The 19,284-nt window shown below is 66.5% G+C and carries 16 protein-coding genes; 9 read left to right on the top strand and 7 right to left on the bottom strand.

All coding sequences use genetic code 11. The annotated features are described in order from the left end of the window. Positions 1 to 18 precede the first annotated feature (18 nt). A complete protein-coding gene (gene ppk1 / locus AAF604_09805; GenBank protein MEM7049946.1) occupies positions 19 to 2,172 on the bottom strand; it encodes a polyphosphate kinase 1 in 2,154 nt (717 codons plus the stop codon). 176 nt (positions 2,173 to 2,348) lie between these two features. Here ppk1 and AAF604_09800 point away from each other — a divergent pair, with 176 nt between their 5' ends. The 8 genes from AAF604_09800 (at position 2,349) to AAF604_09765 (ending at position 10,815) form a co-directional block, all read left to right on the top strand. Further along, positions 2,349 to 2,867, top strand: coding sequence for a histidine phosphatase family protein (locus AAF604_09800; GenBank protein ID MEM7049945.1), 519 nt, complete (start codon positions 2,349 to 2,351; stop codon positions 2,865 to 2,867). Continuing rightward, positions 2,864 to 5,290 (top strand): 2,3-bisphosphoglycerate-independent phosphoglycerate mutase, encoded by a 2,427-nt coding sequence (gene apgM / locus AAF604_09795; protein ID MEM7049944.1) that lies wholly within the window; start codon positions 2,864 to 2,866, stop codon positions 5,288 to 5,290. Before AAF604_09800 ends, apgM begins: the two co-directional genes overlap by 4 nt. A 54-nt stretch (positions 5,291 to 5,344) precedes the next feature. After that, positions 5,345 to 6,259: a phosphate ABC transporter substrate-binding protein gene (locus AAF604_09790; GenBank protein MEM7049943.1), complete on the top strand. Its 915-nt coding sequence runs from the start codon at positions 5,345 to 5,347 to the stop codon at positions 6,257 to 6,259. Positions 6,260 to 6,373: 114 nt separating this feature from the next. After that, the gene (gene phoU / locus AAF604_09785) at positions 6,374 to 7,462 is read left to right on the top strand and encodes a phosphate signaling complex protein PhoU (protein ID MEM7049942.1); all 1,089 of its coding nucleotides are present in this window, start codon (positions 6,374 to 6,376) and stop codon (positions 7,460 to 7,462) included. A gap of 2 nt (positions 7,463 to 7,464) precedes the next feature. After that, entirely contained in the window at positions 7,465 to 8,367 is a 903-nt protein-coding gene (pstC, locus tag AAF604_09780) for a phosphate ABC transporter permease subunit PstC (protein ID MEM7049941.1), read from the top strand. A 6-nt stretch (positions 8,368 to 8,373) separates the two neighbouring features. Continuing rightward, positions 8,374 to 9,243 carry a phosphate ABC transporter permease PstA gene (gene pstA / locus AAF604_09775; GenBank protein MEM7049940.1) on the top strand — a complete coding sequence of 290 codons (870 nt, stop codon included), beginning with the start codon at positions 8,374 to 8,376 and terminating at the stop codon, positions 9,241 to 9,243. Between the two features lie 2 nt (positions 9,244 to 9,245). Further along, positions 9,246 to 10,022: a phosphate ABC transporter ATP-binding protein gene (locus tag AAF604_09770; protein ID MEM7049939.1), complete on the top strand. Its 777-nt coding sequence runs from the start codon at positions 9,246 to 9,248 to the stop codon at positions 10,020 to 10,022. Continuing rightward, complete coding sequence (locus tag AAF604_09765) at positions 10,015 to 10,815, top strand: phosphate ABC transporter ATP-binding protein (protein ID MEM7049938.1); 801 nt, start codon at positions 10,015 to 10,017, stop codon at positions 10,813 to 10,815. The genes AAF604_09770 and AAF604_09765 overlap by 8 nt, the downstream gene beginning before the upstream one ends. A 246-nt stretch (positions 10,816 to 11,061) precedes the next feature. On the opposite strand, the gene AAF604_09760 is transcribed toward AAF604_09765, so the two are convergent. From AAF604_09760 to AAF604_09745, 4 genes are all read right to left on the bottom strand, one after another. Continuing rightward, positions 11,062 to 11,388: a hypothetical protein gene (locus AAF604_09760; protein MEM7049937.1), complete on the bottom strand. Its 327-nt coding sequence runs from the start codon at positions 11,386 to 11,388 to the stop codon at positions 11,062 to 11,064. 158 nt (positions 11,389 to 11,546) lie between these two features. After that, positions 11,547 to 11,876 carry a hypothetical protein gene (locus AAF604_09755; GenBank protein MEM7049936.1) on the bottom strand — a complete coding sequence of 110 codons (330 nt, stop codon included), beginning with the start codon at positions 11,874 to 11,876 and terminating at the stop codon, positions 11,547 to 11,549. A gap of 9 nt (positions 11,877 to 11,885) precedes the next feature. Beyond that, positions 11,886 to 13,139, bottom strand: a complete 1,254-nt coding sequence (locus AAF604_09750) for a hypothetical protein (protein ID MEM7049935.1) — start codon at positions 13,137 to 13,139, stop codon at positions 11,886 to 11,888. A 10-nt stretch (positions 13,140 to 13,149) separates the two neighbouring features. After that, positions 13,150 to 13,728, bottom strand: a complete 579-nt coding sequence (locus AAF604_09745; protein ID MEM7049934.1) for a hypothetical protein — start codon at positions 13,726 to 13,728, stop codon at positions 13,150 to 13,152. A 144-nt stretch (positions 13,729 to 13,872) separates the two neighbouring features. On the opposite strand from AAF604_09745, the gene AAF604_09740 reads away from it, so the two are divergent. Further along, complete coding sequence (locus tag AAF604_09740; GenBank protein ID MEM7049933.1) at positions 13,873 to 14,763, top strand: hypothetical protein; 891 nt, start codon at positions 13,873 to 13,875, stop codon at positions 14,761 to 14,763. Between the two features lie 70 nt (positions 14,764 to 14,833). On the opposite strand, the gene parC is transcribed toward AAF604_09740, so the two are convergent. Together parC and parE are read right to left on the bottom strand one after the other, a co-directional pair. Then, positions 14,834 to 17,101, bottom strand: a complete 2,268-nt coding sequence (gene parC, locus AAF604_09735; protein MEM7049932.1) for a DNA topoisomerase IV subunit A — start codon at positions 17,099 to 17,101, stop codon at positions 14,834 to 14,836. A 19-nt stretch (positions 17,102 to 17,120) separates the two neighbouring features. Next, entirely contained in the window at positions 17,121 to 19,010 is a 1,890-nt protein-coding gene (gene parE, locus AAF604_09730; protein ID MEM7049931.1) for a DNA topoisomerase IV subunit B, read from the bottom strand. Positions 19,011 to 19,284 lie beyond the last annotated feature (274 nt).

The following is a 19,284-nucleotide window of genomic DNA, read 5'->3' as shown; positions in this document are numbered from 1 at the left end:
GCTGCGAAAGAATCAAGCCTAGTCTTCGAGGTGCCAGGAGCCGCGCTCGGCGAGGCGGATGCTCTGGGTGTCGTCGCCGTGACGGCGCTTTCCGGGCGTCAGCCGCTGGTAGGTGCCGGAGGCTTCGAGCAGGCGGGCCTGTTGGTTGTCGCGCAGGTGGAGGAAGAGGATCTCGTCCCGTAGCGGATCGCGCAGGGCGGGATCGCTCACCGGGAAGAGCACTTCGACGCGCCCGTCGAGGTTGCGCGGCATGAGGTCGGCGCTACCGAGATAGATCTCTTCGGCGCCGCCGTTGTGGAAGTAGTAGATCCGGGCGTGCTCGAGGAAGCGACCGACGATGGAGGTCACGGTGATGTTCTCGGAGAGGCCCGGCACGCCGGGCCGCAGGCAGCAGATGCCGCGCACCTGGAGGTCGATCCGGACGCCTGCCTGGGAGGCTTCGTAGAGGGCGCGAATGCAGGCGCGATCGACCAGCGAGTTCATCTTGAAGGCGATGTGGCCATCGCCGCTCTCGCGATGCAGGTCGATCTCCCGCTGGATGCGGTCGAGGAGCTGCTGGCGCATCGAGTGGGGGGACACCAGCAGCTTGTGGTAGCGATCCTTGCGCGAGTAGCCGGTGAGGGCATTGAACAGGTCGGAGACGTCGGAGGCGATCTCCTCGTCGGCGGTGAAGAAGCCCAGGTCGGTGTAGATGCGCGCCGTCTCCGGGTTGTAGTTGCCCGTGCCGAGGTGGACATAGCGACGGATTCCCTCGTGCTCCTTGCGCACCACCAGGCACATCTTGGCGTGCGTCTTGAGGCCGAGGAGGCCGTAGACCACGTGCACCCCGGCACGCTCCAGAGCGCGCGCCCAGACGATGTTGTTGGCCTCGTCGAAGCGGGCTTTGAGCTCGACCAGGGCGGACACCTGCTTGCCGTTCTCGCGCGCCTCCATCAGAGCCTCGACGATGGGAGAGTTGGGGCCCACCCGATAAAGGGTCTGCTTGATCGCCAGGACGTCCGGGTCCTCGGCCGCCTGGCGCACGAAGTCGACTACCGGCGTGAAGCTGTCGTAGGGGTGATAGAGCAAAACGTCGCGGCGCCGAATGGCGGCGAACAGGCTCTCTTCGCCGCTCAGCTCCGGCGGCACCAAAGGCAGGAACGGCGGGTCCTTGAGCTCCGGTCGTTCGACCTTGGTGAGCTCGAAGAGGTCGGACATGCCGAGCGGCGCTTCGGCTTCATAGACCTGGTAGGGGGCGAGCTCGAGGTTGCGGGTGAGGATCTCGCGAATGCGCTCCGGCATGCGCTCGTCGACCTCCAGTCGCACCACCGAGCCGAAGTGGCGCAGGCCGACCACCTCCTGCATCGCCGACAGCAGGTCCGAGGCCTCGTCCTCCTCGATCTCGAGGTCGGCGTCGCGGGTCACCCGGAAGGGATAGGCGGCGTCCACCTCGAGCTCCGGGAAGAGCAGGTCGAGGTTGGCGGCGATGACCTCCTCGATCCACACGAAATGGGTCGCCTGGGGCAGCTCGAGGCCGAGACGCTGGTAGCTGCCGGCCTTGTCCTCGCTCGGAATGCGCAGCAGCCGTGGCAGGCTGTTGGGCACCTTGAGGCGGGCGAAGCGGTCGCCGTGGCCGGGGTCGTTGATCACCACCGCCAGATTGATGCTCAGGTTCGAGATGTGCGGGAAGGGGTGCGACGGGTCGAAGGCGAGGGGCGTCAGGGTGGGGAAGATCTCGCTGCGGAAGTGGCGCCGCAGGAGCTTGCGCTGCTTGCTCTTGAGATCGTCATAGCGCAGCACCCGGATGCCGCGGTGGCGCAGTTTGGGAAGCAGGTCGTCGTTCCAGCAGCGGGCGCGGCTCTCGATCAGCGGGGTGAGCGCTTCGCGAATGGCGGCGAGCTGCTCCGCCGGCGTCATGCCGTCGGGCGGTGGCTCGAGGGCGCCGACAGCGAGCTGGCGGCGCAGGCCCGAGACGCGGATCATGAAGAACTCGTCGAGGTTGCTCGAAAAGATCGCTAGAAACTTGACCCGCTCGAGCAGCGGATGGCGGGTGTCCAGGGCTTCTTCGAGGACGCGCTCGTTGAAGCGCAGCCAGCTCAGCTCGCGGTTGAGATACTGCGAGGGGGATTCCGCGTCGACGGCTTCCGGCTGTTCCGGGGGGCTGCTCTCCAGTGAGGTGGCAGTGCTCTTCAAAGCTTTGGCTTTCTTGGTTTTCTTGACCACTCGGGCGCCTTTCGGAAGCTAGCAGAGGGCTGTGACAGCGGTGTTGCAGCAGCGGCGGTTGCTCTGCCTTGGGAAGCCTGTCAAATTGTAGGCGATTCAGACCCACGGCCGGCGAGTTGCCGCCTTGCATAGGACTCGGATGACTGGTGACGCGACGAACCCTACTCCTGCTCCGCCACGGTAAGTCCGACTGGACGGTGCAGCACGACGACGACCGGCAGCGTCCGCTCAATCCTCGGGGGCGGCGGGCAGCCCTCACCATCGGACGGTTTCTCGCCGCGGCCGGGCCGTTGCCCGATCTCGCCATCGCGTCGCCGGCCGAGCGGGCCCGGCGGACCCTCGAGCTGGCGGCCTCGGCGGGGGCTTGGAATCGCCCCGTGGCGGTGGCCGAAGAGATCTACTCCGAGTCCGTCGAGGGCCTGTTGGAGCATTGGCTGCCGGGATTCGATGACTCCCTGCGCCGGGTTCTGCTGGTCGGTCACCAGCCGACCTTCTCGGAGCTGCTGCGCCGCCTGGTCGGCGGCGGCGACTTTCGTTTCCCGACGGCGGCCTTGGCGCGCATCGATTTACCCCTCGAGAGCTGGGCTGAGCCGGCGGCCGGCCGCGGTGAGCTGCGCTGGCTGGTGACCCCGAAAATCCTGCAGCGCTGGGAGGAGGCACCTTGAGTCGCCAGAGCAGCAGTGGTGAGCGCGGCCGACGCCGCGCCTTGACGGTGGTGACCTCGCGCGGTAATCGACAGCGATTCTTGCGCGGCATGGTGACCCACGATTTGATGCAGCGCGGTCTCGACTTCGACAGCGCCTACGCCTCGGCGCGGGCGATTCGGGATCACTTCGGTGATCGCGACGAGGTGACGACGGCGGAGATTCGCGACCTCGTCGACCTCCATCTCGAGGGTCTGGCCGGCGAAGCGGTCCTGCCGGCGCGGCCGGCGCCGGACCTGTTCGTTGTCTACCACGGCGAGAAGCAGCCCTTTTCTCGTGGCTTATTGGCGCGCAGCGTGCTCGCTGCCGGCGTCGACCTCGATCGCGCCTATCGGCTGGTCGTCGAGCTGCGCGGTGAGCTGCGGGCGGAGGGCGTCGAGGTGTTGCCGAGCGCCGAGATCGCCCGCCGCATGGGCGCCCTCCTCGAGCGCTTCGAAGGGCCCGACGCGGCCCGTCGCTACCGCCTGGTGCGGCGGATCTCGCGCTTGCCGCGACCGCTGGTGATCTACCTCGGGGGGGCCAGCGGGACGGGCAAGTCGACCCTCGCCCTCGAGCTCGCGCCGCTGCTGCGCATCTACCGCGTCACCGCCACCGACACCATTCGCCAGGTGATGCGGATGGTCTTCTCTTCGGCCATCCTGCCGGCGCTCCATACATCCAGCTTCGAGACCGCCGACGGCGTCGCGGCGACGGACGGTCTCGAAGGGGGAGAGCGCCTGCTGGCCTCCTTCGAGGAGCAGGCGACGCGCGTCGCCGTCGGCGTGCGGGCGGTGGTGGAACGCGCCATCGCTGAAAACCTCAGCGTCCTGGTGGAAGGGGTTCATCTCTATCCGCCACTGATTCCTTTCGGCGACCTCGAGGGCGCGGTGTATCAAGTTCCCTTGATCCTCGGCACCCTCGATGCCGAGGCCCATCGACCGCGCTTTCTCTCTCGCGCTCGTCTCGGCGGGCGCCGGGCGGAACGCTACGTCGAGAGCTTCGGCGCCATCCGGGCGATTCACGACCACGTCTTGCAGCAGGCGGAGCTGCACGACGTGCCACTCCTCGACACCTCCCGAGGTGAGCTGCCGGTGGCCGAGAGCCTGCGCCTGATCACCGGTCTGCTCGAACGCCGGCTGCCCGCCTTGGCCCAGGAAGAGGTCGAGCCGGAGAGCGTCAAGGGGCCGACCCTGCTGCTGATCATCGACGGCATGGCGGATCGGCCGGTGCGCTCCCTCGGCGGGCGGACACCGCTGCAGGCGGCCGAGACGCCAACCCTCGATCGCCTCGCCCGGGAAGGTCGCTGCGGCCTCGCCGACCCCATCTCTCCGGGAGTGGTCCCGGACACGGCGGCCGGCAGCCTGGCCCTTTTCGGACAGTCTCCGCTGGCCCTCAAGCGTGGTCCCGTGGAAGCCCTCGGGGCCGGCGTCGAGCTCTCCGCCGGCGATGTCGCCCTGCGCGGCAACTTCGCCACCCTCGACGCCGACGGGCGAGTGATCGACCGCCGCGCCGGACGCATTCGCCTCGATACGGAAGAGCTCGCCGCCGTGCTCGACCGCTTGCCCCTGCCGGGCAGCCTGGCGGACGAGGCCGAGGTGCGGGTCAAGGCCGCGACGGAGCATCGCCTGGCGGTGGTCCTCCGGGGCGAGGGACTGTCGTCGGCCATCGGCGGCAGCGATCCCGGCGATGGGGCCCTCGGGCAGCGTCCGTTGACGCCGCAATCGACCGATCCGGACGATCCGCGGGCGGTCTACACAGCGCGGATTCTGGCGCTTTTCGAGGAAGAGGCGCGTCGCCTGCTGGCCGACCATCCGGTGAACCGCCGCCGCCACGGGGCCGGTCAGCCGATGGCCAATGCCGTACTGACCCGCGGTGCCGGCCGGCCCCACCGCTTGATCCCTCTCGAGTCCGGCGGAGATCCACTACGCCTGGCCTGCATCTCCGGCGATCGCACGGTGCTCGGCCTGGCGCGTTGGCTCGGCGCCGAGATCGTTTCGACGCCGGCGATGACCGCTAATCTCGACACCGACCTGGCGACCAAGCTGAATTTCGCGGCCGATCATCTGCGCCGCGGCGACCTGGTGGTCGTGCACGTCAAGGGGGCCGACATCGCGGCCCACGATCGCCGGCCGGATCTCAAGGTGGAGTTCCTCGAGCGCGTCGACGGAGCCCTCGGTGAGCTGCTCGAGAGCACCTCCGGGCCGCTCCGGGTGGCGGTCGCTTCGGACCACGCCACCCTCTCCGAAAGCGGTCAGCACGCCGCCGATCCGCTGCCGGTTCTGATCTGGGGAGAAGGCATCGAGGCGGACGCCGTGCAGGTCTATGACGAGCACGCCGCCGTGGGTGGTAGTCTTCAGCGGTTTCCGCTTCAGATGCTGTTGGGGCGACTCTTCGATTTGGTTTGATTTTTGGCCTTCTGAGCCTTTCTCTAATCTGGAATCATGAACCTGGAGGTCTCTATGAGACACCTGGCCGCTGTATGCGCAATTCTGTTGCTCGCCGCTTGTGGACGGCCTGCCGAGGACGGCAGCCGGGCGGGCCGCACGATCATTCAGAACAAGGGCTCGGACACCCTGGTCAACGTCGCCCAGGCGTGGGCCGAGAACTACAAAGAGGTGGCTCCGAACGTCGCCGTGGCGGTTACCGGCGGTGGCTCCGGAACCGGTATCTCGGCGATGATCAATGGCACCGTCGACATCGCCAGCTCGAGCCGCGCGATGAAGGATCGGGAGCTCGAGTCGGCGCGCGCCAACGGCGTCGAACCGAAGCAGCACATCGTCGGTTATGACGCGCTGGCGGTCTATCTGCACGCCGACAATCCGATCGACACGATGAGCCTCGAGCAGCTCGCCGACATCTACGGCGAGGGGGCGACGGTCGAGTCCTGGAGCCAGCTCGGCGTCGAGGTGCCGGGTTGCGACAGCGACGAGATCGTCATCGTCAGCCGCCAGAACAACTCTGGCACCTACGTCTACTTCAAAGACACGGTACTCGGTAAGGAGCGCGATTACCGTCTCGGCACCCGCGACATGCACGGCTCGAAGGACGTCGTCGACCTGGTCGAGAAGACCCCCTGCGCGATCGGCTACTCCGGCCTGGCCTACGCCACCCATGGCGTCAAGATGGCGTGCATCGTCACCGGCGAGTCGGCGGAGGGAGAAGAAGGTGAGGAGGCCGGATCCGGGTGCGTCTCACCATCCGTCGAGACCGCCGTCGATCGCTCCTACCCGATCGCGCGACCGCTCTTCATGTATACCTCCGGCGAGCCGGAGGGCGCCGTCAAGGCTTATCTGGACTGGATTCTGAGCCCGACCGGTCAGTGCATCATCGCCGAGAAGGGCTACGCCCCGGCGGTCGAGGTCGACTGCGTCTAGATCTCTGCCGGGGCTCGCCCCGGCGCTGTTCGCTGCTCACCGACCGGGCTCCGAGACCACCTCTCCGCTGGTCCTCCGGCGCTGCCGTCGGGAAGTCAAAGGAAGAAGGTTGACATGAGTCATTTGGAACAACGCCTCGAGGCCGACCTGGAGGACATTCGGGCACGCGTCGGAGCGATGGGGGAGGCCGTCGAGGCGGCCCTCGGCGATGCCGTCCAGGCCCTGGTGCGGCGCGATTTCGAGCTCGCCGGGGAGACCATTCTCGGGGATCACGCGATCAACCGCGCCAGCCGCGAGATCGATCGGCGCTGCCACTCCTTCGTCGCCCTGCACCTGCCCAGCGCCGGTCACCTGCGCTTCGTTTCCTCGGTGCTGCGCCTGAACCTCGAGCTCGAGCGGATCGGCGACTACGCCGTGACCATCTCGCGCGAAGCGGTGCGCATCTCGGCGCCGCTGCCGGAGCTCCTCGCCGACGACGTCGAGCTGCTGGCACAGCAGAGCCGGGCGATGCTGCGCCAGGCCATCGCCGCCTTCCGCGAGGGCAACAGCGACCTCGCCCGCGGCACCCTGCCGATGGCGCGGCAGTCCGATGCCCTCTACCGCAAAGTGCTTTCCGACCTGCTGCAGGCCGGCGAAAAGGGGCAACAGGAGCTGCAGGACCTGCTGGCCCTGCAGGCCGCCCTCAAGGGCCTCGAGCGGGTCAGTGACCAGGCCAAGAACCTCTGCGAGGAGACGATCTTCATCGTCACCGGCGAAACCAAGGCCCCGAAGCACTTTCGGGTGCTCTTCGTCGAGGCCGCCAACGATGGCGCCAGCCTGATCGCCGAGGCCCTGGCCCGCGACTCCTTCGCCGATTCCGGGGAGTTCGCCTCTGCCGGCTGGGCGCCGGCGACGGCCGCCGATTCGCGCGTCGCCGCCTTTCTTTCCCGTCGCGGCTTCGACCTCGCCGCTCTCGAGCCCAAAGCCCTCGAGCCGCAGGGCGACGAGCTGGAGGCCTACCACGTGATCGTCGATCTCTCCGGTGACGGCCGAGGGCATCTGCAGGTGCCCTTCCGCACCGTGCTGCTGTCCTGGGACGTCGCCCTCGATCTCGGCGACCTCGATCCGGAACGCGCGGCGCCGCGCCTCGAGAACTGCTATCGCGATCTGGCCCATCGATTGCGCGAGCTGATGGAGCGCCTGCGCGGGGCGGAGAACCTCTGACCGTGGAACGGGCGGAAGATCGTCGCACGGCGGCCTGGTATGTCGACAAGGGAGTCCAGGTGCTGGTCTTCCTCGGCGGCATCTCGGCGGTTCTCTTCATTCTCGGCATCTTCGCCTTCATCGCCAAGGAGGGGCTGCCGTTCATTCTCTCGACCCTCGATGTCGGCGAGCTGCTGACCTCGCCGCGCTGGCGCCCGACCTCGGATCACAACCCGACCTACGGCGCCTTGGCACTGATCGCTGGCACCGCCAGCGTCACCGGTCTGGCGATGCTGGTGGCGGTGCCGTTCTCCCTCGGGGCGGCGATCTATATCGGTGAGTTCGCCACCGGCCGGCGGCGCGAGATTCTCAAGGTTCTGGTGGAGATGCTGGCGGCGATTCCGTCGGTGGTCTGGGGCTTCATCGGTCTGAGCATCATGAACCCCCTGATCATCGATCTGTTCAATGTGCCGGTGGGCCTCAACATCCTCAACTCCGGCGTGATCCTGGGCCTGATGGCGGCGCCGATCATGACCACCATCGCCGAGGACGCCCTCAAAGCGGTGCCGGAGAGCTATCGCGAGGCCGCCGAAGCGCTCGGCGCGACGCGCTGGCAGGTGATTTCCCGGGTGGTGCTGCCGGCGGCCAAGAACGGCCTGGTGGCGGCGGTGCTGCTCGGCGTGGGGCGAGGCTTCGGCGAGACCATGGCGGTGTTGATGGCGAGCGGCCATTCGGTGAATTTGCCGACCAGCGTCTTCGACTCGGTGCGCGCGCTGACCGCCACCATCGCCGCCGAGCTCGGCGAAACGGCCGTCGGATCGGATCACTACGGCGCTCTCTTTACCCTCGGCATCCTGCTCTTCATCGTCACCTTCGTCATCAACCTGACCGCCGACCTCGTGGTCCGCGGTATCCGCAAGAGGTAGCGCGCCATGTTCGCGGCAACCCATCTCGACCAAAGAAATCAGAAGATCGAGCGCCTCTACAAGCTCCTCTTCCTGTGGATGACGGTGGTGCTGATCCTGCCGGTGATCATCATCCTCGGGGTCTTGCTGTGGGAAGGCGGTCCGGTGCTGTCGATCGACTTCCTTTTCACGGAGCCCAAGGATGGCATGACCGCCGGCGGAATCTTCCCGGCCCTGGTGGGGACCGTCTGGCTGGTGGCGGTGGCGCTGCTGGCCTCGGTGCCGATCGGCGTGGCGGCCGCCCTCTACCTCAGCGAGTACGCCCCGGACAACTGGCTGACCCGCTCCATCAACCTGGCGATCATCAACCTCGCCGGCGTGCCGTCGATCGTTCACGCCCTCTTCGGCGTCGGTGCCTTCGTGCTCTTCTTCCGCTTCGGAACCAGCATCTTGGCGGCCAGCCTGACGTTGGCGGTGATGACTCTGCCAGTGGTGATCGTGTCGGCCCGGGAGTCGATGCAGGCGGTGCCGCAGGCCTTTCGCGAGGCCTGCTGGAATATGGGCGCGACGCGCTGGCAGACGATCCGCCACGTGGTGCTGCCGAACTCGATCAGCGGCATCCTGACCGGCGTCATCCTGGAGGTCTCGCGCACCACCGGTGAGACCGCGCCAATCATGTTCACCGGCGCGGCCTTCTTCTTGCCCTTCTTGCCGCAGAGCGTCTTCGACCAGACCATGGCGATGTCGCTCCACTTGTTCGTCATCTCGACCCAGGTGCCCGGGGTGCCGGAGCGGCTGCCCTTCGGCGTCGCCCTGGTTTTGATCGGCATGGTGCTCGCCATGAACGCTCTGTCGATCGCCTTCCGCACCTACCTGCGGGGGAAGAAGAAGTGGTAGCGGTGGCTTCCGAGGCGGCGCCGGACCGGCCCAAGGTCGAGGTCGAAGGGCTGTCGATTCGCTACGGCTCGCACCTCGCCCTCGGCGGGGTCGACCTGGAGATCCGCGAGAACGAGATCTTCGGCGTCGTCGGGCCGGCCAACAGCGGCAAGACCTCGTTCCTGCGCGCCCTCAACCGCATGGACCTGTTCACCGCTGGCATGCGGGTCGACGGCTCGATTCGCTTCAACGGCCGGGACATTCGCCGCTGGCGCAACGTCTATGCCCTGCGCAGCCGCATCGGGGTGGTGTTTCCGCTGCCGGTGGGGCTGCCGATGACCATCTACGACAACGTCTCCCTGGCGCCGCGGCTGGCCGGCGTGCGCGCCAAGGCGGATCTCGACGTGGTGGTGGAACGCTGTTTGCACCGAGCCGCTCTGTGGGATGAGGTCAAGGACCGTCTCGACTCCCTCGGCAGTTTGCTCTCCGGCGGCCAGCAGCAGCGCTTGACCATTGCCCGGGCCCTGTCCCAGGACCCCGAGCTGCTGCTCCTCGACGAGTTTTCGATCGCCGTCGATCCGGTGACCACCATGCGCATCGAAGATGTCCTCAAGGAGCTCAAGAGCGAGATCACCATCGTGCTGGTGACCAATCTGGTGCAGCAGGCCCGCCGCCTCGCCGATCGCACCGCGTTCTTCCTCACCGGCGAGCTGGTGGAGGTGGGGGAGACCGAGGCCCTGTTCGAAGGCGAGGTCGAGGACACCCGCACCCGCGACTACCTGGAGGGGCGCTTTGGCTGATTCCGAAACCACCCCGCAGGACGCTGCCGAGCTCGCCATTCGGACCCGTGACCTCAACCTCTGGTACGGCACCTTCCAGGCTCTCTTCGATGTCGACCTCGACATCCGGGCCGGGGCCATCACGTCGCTGATCGGGCCGTCCGGCTGCGGCAAGTCGACCTTTCTGCGCAGCGTCAACCGCATCAACGAGCGCCTCGGCTACGTGCGAACCACCGGCAGCATCCACGTGCTCGGCCACGACATCTACGATCCGACGGTTGAAAAAGTCCAAGTGCGGCGGCAGGTGGGGATGGTGTTCCAGCGCCCCAATCCGCTGCCCCTGTCGATCCGCGACAACGTTCTGTTCGGCAGTCGCCTGGCTATCGAGAAGGGGGAGAAGCTCAGTCGATCTCAGGAGGACGAGATCGTCGAGGGTGCCCTCCGCCAGGTACTGCTGTGGGACAAGGTCAAGGATCGCTTGCGGAGCGAAGCGACGGCGCTCTCCCTCGAGGAGCAGCAGAAGCTCTGCATCGCCCGCTTGCTGCCCAACAAGCCGACGGTGCTGTTGATGGACGAGCCCTGCTCGGCCCTCGATCCCGCCGGCACCGAAGCCGTCGAGGAGCTGCTCTGGGATCTCAAGGGTGACTACACCATCCTGATCGTCACCCACAACATGGCGCAGGCGCGGCGGGCCAGCGAAGAGTGCATCTTCATGCTCCTCGGCAAAGTGGTCGAGCACACCGCCACCGAAGAGATGTTCGTCACCCCGCGAGAGCAGGAGACCGCCGACTACATCGAAGGGCGCTACGGCTAGGGGGAGCTCGGGCTGGCGGGTCGGCCGACACCGGCCTGGCCGCCGTCGACATCGAGCTCGACGAAGCGACCTCCGACACGATCAGCGCCCGGTCGCCCCAGCGTCGCCCGCCACCGACCGTAGTGACGAGCGGACCTTGGGGAACTAGAGGGCCAGGTTTCCGAGTTCTCGTTTGGCTAGGCGAGGGCGTTTTGGGTCCGATCGGCGGTGCCGAATCGGCTGCTTGGTGGAATCTCGATCGGCGCCTTAGAGTGGCGCACAGAACGAAATCAGTTCGCCATCAGTGCTGGAGCAGAACTCGCCACAGAAGCTTGCGCAAGCGCAGGCACAAGAGCCCACGTCGTTGTCGAGCGTGAGATCCGTTTCGCCGTCGGAGCAGGTGATGAAGCACAGGTTGCTGGTCTCCGGGATTTCCTCAACTCGGAAGTCTCCGATGACTACGGACTGAGCGACTTTTTCCTCAGCCGGTTCCTCGCTGCCCTTGGAGTCTTCGGCCAGCGCCGAGTAGGCCATGCCCACAGCGAGCGTCAGTAAAAGTAGCATCATCAGTTTGGGGAGTCGGGACTTGGTCATTCGAGCCTCCTCGCGGTTGGTTGATGGACGAGGAGACGTTAATTCAAGATTTACTTTATGTCAAATATTAGAAATATAAGATAATTGAAAGATTGGAAGAGCTGGAGAGATGCTTCAATGCTTCGATGAGCACGTGGGCAAAGCCGATCCCGATCGCATCAGCCTTCACGTTGCGCCCACTCCCAGGCTACCGAAAGCTCCCGGTAGAGGCTGCGGGCGGTGTCCGAACGCCGCTCTTGATCGATCAGGTAGTGGACACGCAGGCGGACGCGTCGAGTCTTGGGAACGATGCTGATCTCACAGCCATCGGTGCGCCGAAGGACCCAGAGAATTCGGTGACGAGCGGCGACCGACCAGCCGGCCAGTCCGAGGACTGCGGCGAGGCTGTCGAGGGAGACCTCGGGCGGTAAGTCCGTGCGCCAGTTGAGCTGGCCGATGCAGCCGCTCTCCCGCGCGAGAGGGGAGAGCGGCGAGGATGGCGTTCCCAAAAGGTGGCCCTAGGCCTTTTCCACCACGACTTCGCAGTGGTCGTCGCCGCGCGAGACGCACCGCGTCTCTTCCATGTTCCAGCGGACACCGGAACGGAAGAGGGTTTGATAGAGCTCGTCGTCGATCTGGGGCTTCGAGCCGAGATTGATGTCGTGGGCGAGGTGCATCATCGCCCGGGCCGAATGGGAGAAGAAATGGCAGCAGGGTTGGTCTGCGGCGCCCCAGTGAACGCGATAGAAGGGCGATTCGTAGTTGCTCGGAGTGCGCAGGACCAGGTGGTTATTCTGCTCGAAGGACGCCAGCGCCCAATGGCCGAAGCCGAGGCCGCGAGCGATCGCACAGCAGTACGCCACGGTGTCCTCCGGAGCGCCGCTCAAGGGGCCGACGAGGCCTTCCCACTCGGCCGACAACAACAGGTTTCCGAAGGTGTAGAAGACGCACACATGGCCTGACTCTCCGAACAGCGCTTGGGCTGCAGGGAGCGCCGCTGGAGCACGCTCGGCGACCCGCCTCAGGGCCTCGTAGGCGGTGCGGTTGTAGTAAGTCGGCAGGTGCATGGCAGCGAAGACGTTGAAGGCCTGTACCAGGCCGCGCTCGTCGCCTTCGACACCGGAGAGGAACTCCCGGAGGCCCTGGGAGATGGCGGCGATCCTATCCTCGTCGAGCCCCTGGAGCGGGGATCCGACCTCACCGGCTTCGGCCGCCTGGTCGACCTGCTTGGGGGCGGGGCGGGCCGACGTCGGCGTGAGCTCGAACTCGCAGAACGGATCGCGCTTGCCGTAGCAGGCTGATTCGCGACTGCTCACGGACCCGAACGGGAGATCGTGGGCGACCTCGACGGCGGCGGCGGCAAACCCTGCGGCGACGCCATCGAGAGGGTCGAGGCGCTTGACCTTCGAGCCGTACTTCTCGCGCCAAGCGAAGGAGTAGTGCAAGAACTCGCCGCGGCCATGTCCGGCGGAGCCGTCGACGAGGAGCTCCATCCGGCCATGACCCATCCAGCCGAAGAGGGCGGTGGCGAGCTCGAGCCGCTCGGCGGGGGTGGACGCCCCGCTGGTCGAGATCACGCGGCTGAGAAGGCCGCGGAAGGCTTCATGGGCGGCTTCGACCTTGAGCTGGTTGGCCTCGTCTTCGCCCAAGGCGTCTTCGATCGACTGGTCGTGGAACAGGTTGAAGTGATGGCAGTGGTAGACGTAGGGGATTTCGGCCAGAAAGGTCAGCCCATGCTCCGGCAGCTCGGAGCGAAATTCATTGAATCGCATCACAGCCCTCCTACAGGTTGAGCGCCCGGAGGCCTAGAATTCGCGTTGCGGCGGCTTCCAGTCGTTCTACTTCCTCGGCCTCGAGATCGGCCGGAGACTGCAGCTGGTCGAGGCTCAGTCCCGTTCGTAGGGAGGCGCGCAGGAGGACGGCGTGGGGGTCCGGGGCGTAGCGCTGCAGGAACTCGAGAATGCGCACTCCGCGCGGGCGCTCTTCGACCTCGAAGGTGGGAAGCAGGGGGGGCAAGCGCTCGAGCAGTCGGCGCAGGTGGAGGCGCACCATGCCGAGAGCAGTGCCCTGCTCGAAGACGCACGAGCAGACAAAGCTCTTCTGGATCTCTCGCATGACGATCAGCTTGTCCGCCGACTCGATGGTGACCTGCATTTCATCGGACCAAGAGCCGAGGGATTTCAAACCTTCACGGTTGGCGCGGACGAGATCGCCGAAGTAGGCGGCCACATCTTCGACCTCCCAATCTTCCTCGGATTTCATCCAGGAGTCGTAAAGCAGACAATCGGGCATGACGGTCACGAAAACCGCCTGAATCGGCGGCAGATCCGAGACCAACTCCCCCAGCTGGCTCTTTGGCATGGGGCATCCTCCTTTTGAACTGTCGAAAACATGAAAAGCGAACAAGGTGCAAGTGCAGCAAAATCAATGATTTATGCGTCTTGCATAGGGTATACTGATGAGTGGAAAGGTTGTCAATTATGGAGAGTTGGGACTTTCGAGCGAATGAGTCAAAGCCGCGAATCGACGCTGCCTGCTGAGATCTCGGAAACCGCTCAGATCGTCTACCTTGGAGGGGCGGAAAGCGGGAGAGAGGCCGAGCTGGTCCGCTTGCTGGGGGAGAAGCCTGGTGTCCAGGTGGACTGTCTCGACAAGGCGGAAAGCCTCCTCGATCACGCCGCCTCCGAGCGTCGACCATCCTTGGCGGTGGTCGACTGTTCCGGCGCCGGTCTCGAGGCGCTCGAGCTGCTGGCGGTCGCCAATCAGGTTCGCCACGAGCTCCCCATCGTCGCTCTCTGTAACCCGGAGATCGAGCTTCCGCCCTGGGCCTCGAAGGCGCGGGTGGTGCTGCCGATCGCGCGGCCGCGCGATGATCGCTGGCTGGCCGGCATGCTGACGGAGATGTGCCACGAAGTTGGCCTCTGCCCCGACCGCTGGCAGGCGCAGGTTCTGGTGGATTACCTCGCCTTGGCTTATTTCACGCGGGTTTCGGCGCAGCTCGAGCTACGCGTCGAAGGGCTCGCCAGGCGCCTTTACCTCGCCCTATCCGAGGGCAAGATCTTCTCCGCCGTTCTCCACGAGCTCGAGGGAAGGGATGCCGTGGCGGCGGTCGCGGACCGGGTCGTGACGGAGGTCCTGGTGCGTGGGCGCGGTGTGTCTTCGTCGCCACCGGAAGACTTGGCCACCTCGCCGGTGACTCCGGAAGCTCACCGTCCCACGGAGTCGGTGAAGCCTCCGGAGCCGAGGGGCGACTACGACCGGGCGATGCGCCTCGGCTTGGCTGCCGCCATGCGAGCGGATTACCAGGATGCTGAAGCTTGCTTTCGGAAGGCCCTGGCGGAGCGTCCCGGAGATCGCCGGGCGCGATTCAATCTCGATCGCGTCCTCAGCCGCTAGCCGATCCTAAGACTCGCCGGCAACCCGCACCGCCGCCGGAGTGGGTTCTTGAACTGCCGCCGCGATCGCTTCAGAGGACTTCCAGTCCCCAGACGTTCTGAAAACCGCGCGGCAGCTTCGAGCCGCGCAGGGCGCGGCTGCCGGGGAAGGGGGCGAGGTCCCTGGCGGAGAGGTTGATGTAGCGCTTGCCGGCATGCACTCGCAGGCCGCCTCCCTGCGGCAGGGTGACGACGGCGGCGGTCACCTCGTCGCCGCTGACGAAGCGTTTCTTGGGGATGTTGATGATCTTGTTGCCCTTGCCTCGGGCGAGCTCCGGCAGGTCGGCGAGGGGGAAGAGCAGCAGGTAGCCGGAGGTGGTGACGGCGGCGACCAGGAAGTCTTCGACGGCGCCTTCGATCGCCGCCGGTGGCAGTGGCTTCGAGCCGGCCGGCAGGTTGAGCAGGGCTTTGCCCTTGGTCTGGCGGGTGACGAAGTCGGCGAACCGGCCAACGAAGCCATAGCCGGCGTCGGAGGCGATCAGGAAGCGATCCTCGTCGTCCCCCATCACCGCCGCCGTGAAGGCGGCTCCCGGCGGCGGGTTGAGGCTCCCCGTCAAGGGCTCGCCATGGCCGCGGGCAGAGGGCAAGCCGTGGGCCGGCAAGGCATAGGAGCGGCCGGTGGAGTCGAAGAACACCGCCGGCAGGTTGCTCTTGCCGCGGGCCGCCGCCAGGTAACCGTCGCCGGCCTTGTAGTTGAGCTCCTCGGCCTGCACCTCGTGTCCCTTGGCGGCACGCACCCAGCCGCGCTCTGAGAGCACCACCGTCACCGGCTCCGACGGCAGCAGGTCCGATTCGCTGAAGGCCTGTGCGGCGTCGCGCTCGACCATCGGCGAGCGCCGATCGTCGCCGAAGGTCTCGGCGTCTTCCTCGAGCTCCTGGCGGATCAGCTTGCGCAAGCGGGCCGGCGACTTGAGGATGCGGTCGAGGCGGTCGCGCTCGGCCATCAGCTCGTCCTGCTCGCCGCGGATCTTCATCTCCTCGAGGCGCGACAGGAAGCGCAGCTTGAGCTCGAGAATGGCCTCCGCCTGGGTGTCCGTGAGGTCGAAGCGCTGCATCAGCACCGGCTTCGGCTTTTCCTCCTGGCGGATGATCGCGATCACCTCGTCGATGTTGAGGAAGGCGACCAGGAAGCCCTCGAGGATGTGGAGCCGCTCGCTGACCTTGTCGAAGCGGAACTGCAGGCGCCGGCGCACCGTCTCGGTGCGGAAGGTGAGCCACTCGGCGAGCAGGGTGCGCAGGTCGTATAGGCGCGGCTTGCCCTTGAGGCCGATGGCGTTCATGTTGACGCGGTAGGAGCGCTCGAGGTCCGTCGAGGCGAACAGGTGACCCATCAGGCGCTCGACGTCGACCCGGTTGGAGCGCAGCTCGAGGACCAGTCGGGTGGGGTTCTCGTGGTCCGACTCGTCGCGCAGGTCGTCGACCCATGGCAGCTTCTTGGCCTGCATCTGGGTGGCGATCTGGGACAGCACTTTGGACCCCGACACCTGATAGGGCAGAGCGTCGACCACCACCGTTTCGGAATCCTCCCGGCGCCAGGCGGCGCGCATCCGCACCGAGCCGTTGCCGGTCTCGTAGATGGCGGCGATCTCGGCAGCCGGGGTGATGATCTCGGCGGCGGTTGGATAGTCCGGTCCCGGCAGGTGGGCGAGGAGCTCTTCGAGGGGCGCCTTGGGGTTCTCCAGCAGATGAATGGTGGCCGCCACCAGCTCGCGGAGATTGTGCGGCGGAATGTCCGTCGCCAGGCCGACGGCGATGCCCGAAGCGCCGTTGAGCAGGACGTGGGGCAGGCGCGACGGCAGCCGCTCCGGTTCGCGCAGGGTGCCGTCGAAGTTGCTGCCCCACTCGACGGTGCCCTGGCCGAGCTCCGACAGCAGGGTCTGGGCGAAGCGGGTGAGGCGCGACTCCGTGTAGCGCATCGCGGCGAAGGACTTGGGATCGTCCGGCGAGCCCCAGTTGCCCTGGCCCTGGATCAGCGGGTAGCGAAAGCTGAAATTCTGGGCCATCAGCACCATCGCCTCGTAGCAGGCGCTGTCGCCGTGGGGGTGGAACTTGCCCAGCACGTCGCCCACCGTGCGGGCCGACTTCTTGAACTTGGCGTTGGCCGACAGGCCGAGCTCGGACATGGCGTAGACGATGCGGCGCTGCACCGGCTTGAGGCCGTCGGCGATGCTCGGCAGGGCGCGGTCGAGGACGACATACATCGAGTAATCGAGGTAGGCCTTCTCGGTGAAGGAGGCGAGGGCCATCTCCTCGACGCCGTCGGCGGCGAGGCGGTCGTCGGGGGGTGTGAGGTCGGTCATGGTGCGGGCTCGTAGGGGATCAGACGTCGGCCATGTTGCCCTTGGTCTCGAGCCAACGGCGGCGATCGGCGGCGCGGCCGCGGGCCAGCAGCATGTCGATCTTCTGGTCGGTGCGGTCGCGGCCGCCGACGGTCAGGCGCACCAGGCGGCGGGTGTCCGGCGCCATCACCGTCTCGCGCAGCTGCAGCGGGTTCATCTCGCCGAGGCCCTTGAAGCGCTGAATGCCGATCTTGGCGCGGCCGCCCTCCGACTCCAGGCGTGCGATCAGCTCGCGACGCTCTTCGTCATCGAGGGCGTAGTAGGTCTTCTTGCCCTGGTCGATGCGGTAGAGCGGCGGCATGGCGAGGTAGACCCGGCCGGCCTCCACCAGGGGCCGGAAATGACGCACGAACAGGGCGCAGAGGAGGGTGGCGATGTGGGCGCCGTCGGAGTCGGCGTCGGCCAGGATGCAGACCTTGCCGTAGCGCAGGTCGTCGAGCTTGGGGGATCCCGGATCGACGCCGATGGCGACGGCGATGTCGTGCACCTCCTGGGAGCCGAGGACCTCCGAGGAGTCGACCTCCCAGGTGTTGAGGATCTTGCCCCGCAGCGGCAGGATGGCCTGGGTCTCGCGGTCGCGGGCCTGCTTGGCGGAGCCGCCGGCGGAGTCTCCCTCGACCAGGAAGAGCTCGGTGGTCTCGAAGTCCTGGCCGCTGCAGTCGGCGAGCTTGCCAGGCAGCGCCGGACCGGTGGTGACCTTCTTGCGTTTGACCTTCTTGCCCGCCCGGGCCCGCGCCTGGGCGTTGTCGATGGCGATCTGGGCGATGCCCTCGGCGGCCTCGACGTTCTGGTTGAGCCACAGGCTGAAAGCATCCTTGACGGCGCCGGCGACGAACAGGGCGACATCGCGGTTCGACAGTCGTTCCTTGGTCTGACCCGAGAACTGCGGCTCCTTGACCCGCGCCGACAGGATGTAGGAGCAGCGCGACCAGACATCGTCGGGGCTGATCTTGAGGCCCCGCGGCAGCAGATTGCGGAAGTCGCAGAACTCCCGCAGTGCTTCCGTCAGGCCGGTGCGGAAGCCGTTGACGTGGGTGCCGCCCTGGGCGGTGGGAATCAGATTGACGTAGCTCTCTCCCACCGGCTCGCCTTCCTCCGGCAGCCACAGCACCGCCCAGTCGACCTCGCGATCGGCCTCCTGGAAGCTTCCACGGTAGGGACGCTCCGGCAGCCGCTCGACGTCGCCGAGCTCCTGCAGCAGATAGTCTTCGAGGCCGTCTTCGAAGCACCACTCCTCGTTCTGGCTCGGATCCTCTTCGTGGACGAAGCGAATCTGCAAGCCGGAGCAGAGCACCGCCTTGGCCTCGAGGGCGTGCTTGAGACGACACACGTTGACCTTCGCCGAATCGAAGAACTGCGGGTCCGGCCAGAAGCGGATGCGGGTGCCGGTGTTGCGCCGGCCGACGCTGCCGACGACCTCGAGCTCGCTGGCCTTCTCGCCGTCGGCGAAGCTCATCGCGTGCTCCTGGCCGCTGCGGCGAATCACCACCTCGAGACGGCGGGAAAGGGCGTTCACCACCGACACGCCGACGCCGTGCAGACCGCCGGAGTAGCGGTAGTCCTTGTGCGAGAACTTGGCGCCGGCGTGGAGCCGGGTGAGGATCACCTCGACGCCGGAGACGCCTTCCTCCTGGTGCTGATCGACGGGCATGCCGCGACCGTCGTCCTGCACCGAGATCGAGCCGTCATCATGCAGGGTGGTGACGATCTCCTGGCAGTGGCCGGCGATGGCTTCATCGACGCTGTTGTCGACCACCTCCTGCACCAGATGGTTGGGGCGCTCCGTCTGGGTGTACATCCCCGGACGCTTGCGCACCGGTTCGAGACCGGTGAGGACTTCGATCGATGAGGCGTCGTAGGAGGTGGTCATCGGTGGGTCGTCGTGGGACGCCGCAATAGTATTCCGATTCGGAGGCGCCGTCGAGGGATGCCGAGAGGGCCTTCCGGGGAAGCTTCGAGCTTGAAAGATATTCGTGGGTTTGGTAATATCAAACTATTGATTCTATGGTGGAAATACGCTTTTCGAAGACGTAGGTCGACGGCTTCGCGGCGTGGGCAGTCGTTCCGGCGGATGGCTCCGAAACTCCGCCCTGCATTGCGCAAGGGGGGAATTGCGGCGCCTTCGGGGCCATGCTAGAAATGGC

This window comes from Acidobacteriota bacterium (assembly GCA_039028635.1).
GTDB lineage: Bacteria > Acidobacteriota > Thermoanaerobaculia > Multivoradales > JBCCEF01 > JBCCEF01.
This window is presented reverse-complemented; position numbering and strand designations above follow the sequence as displayed.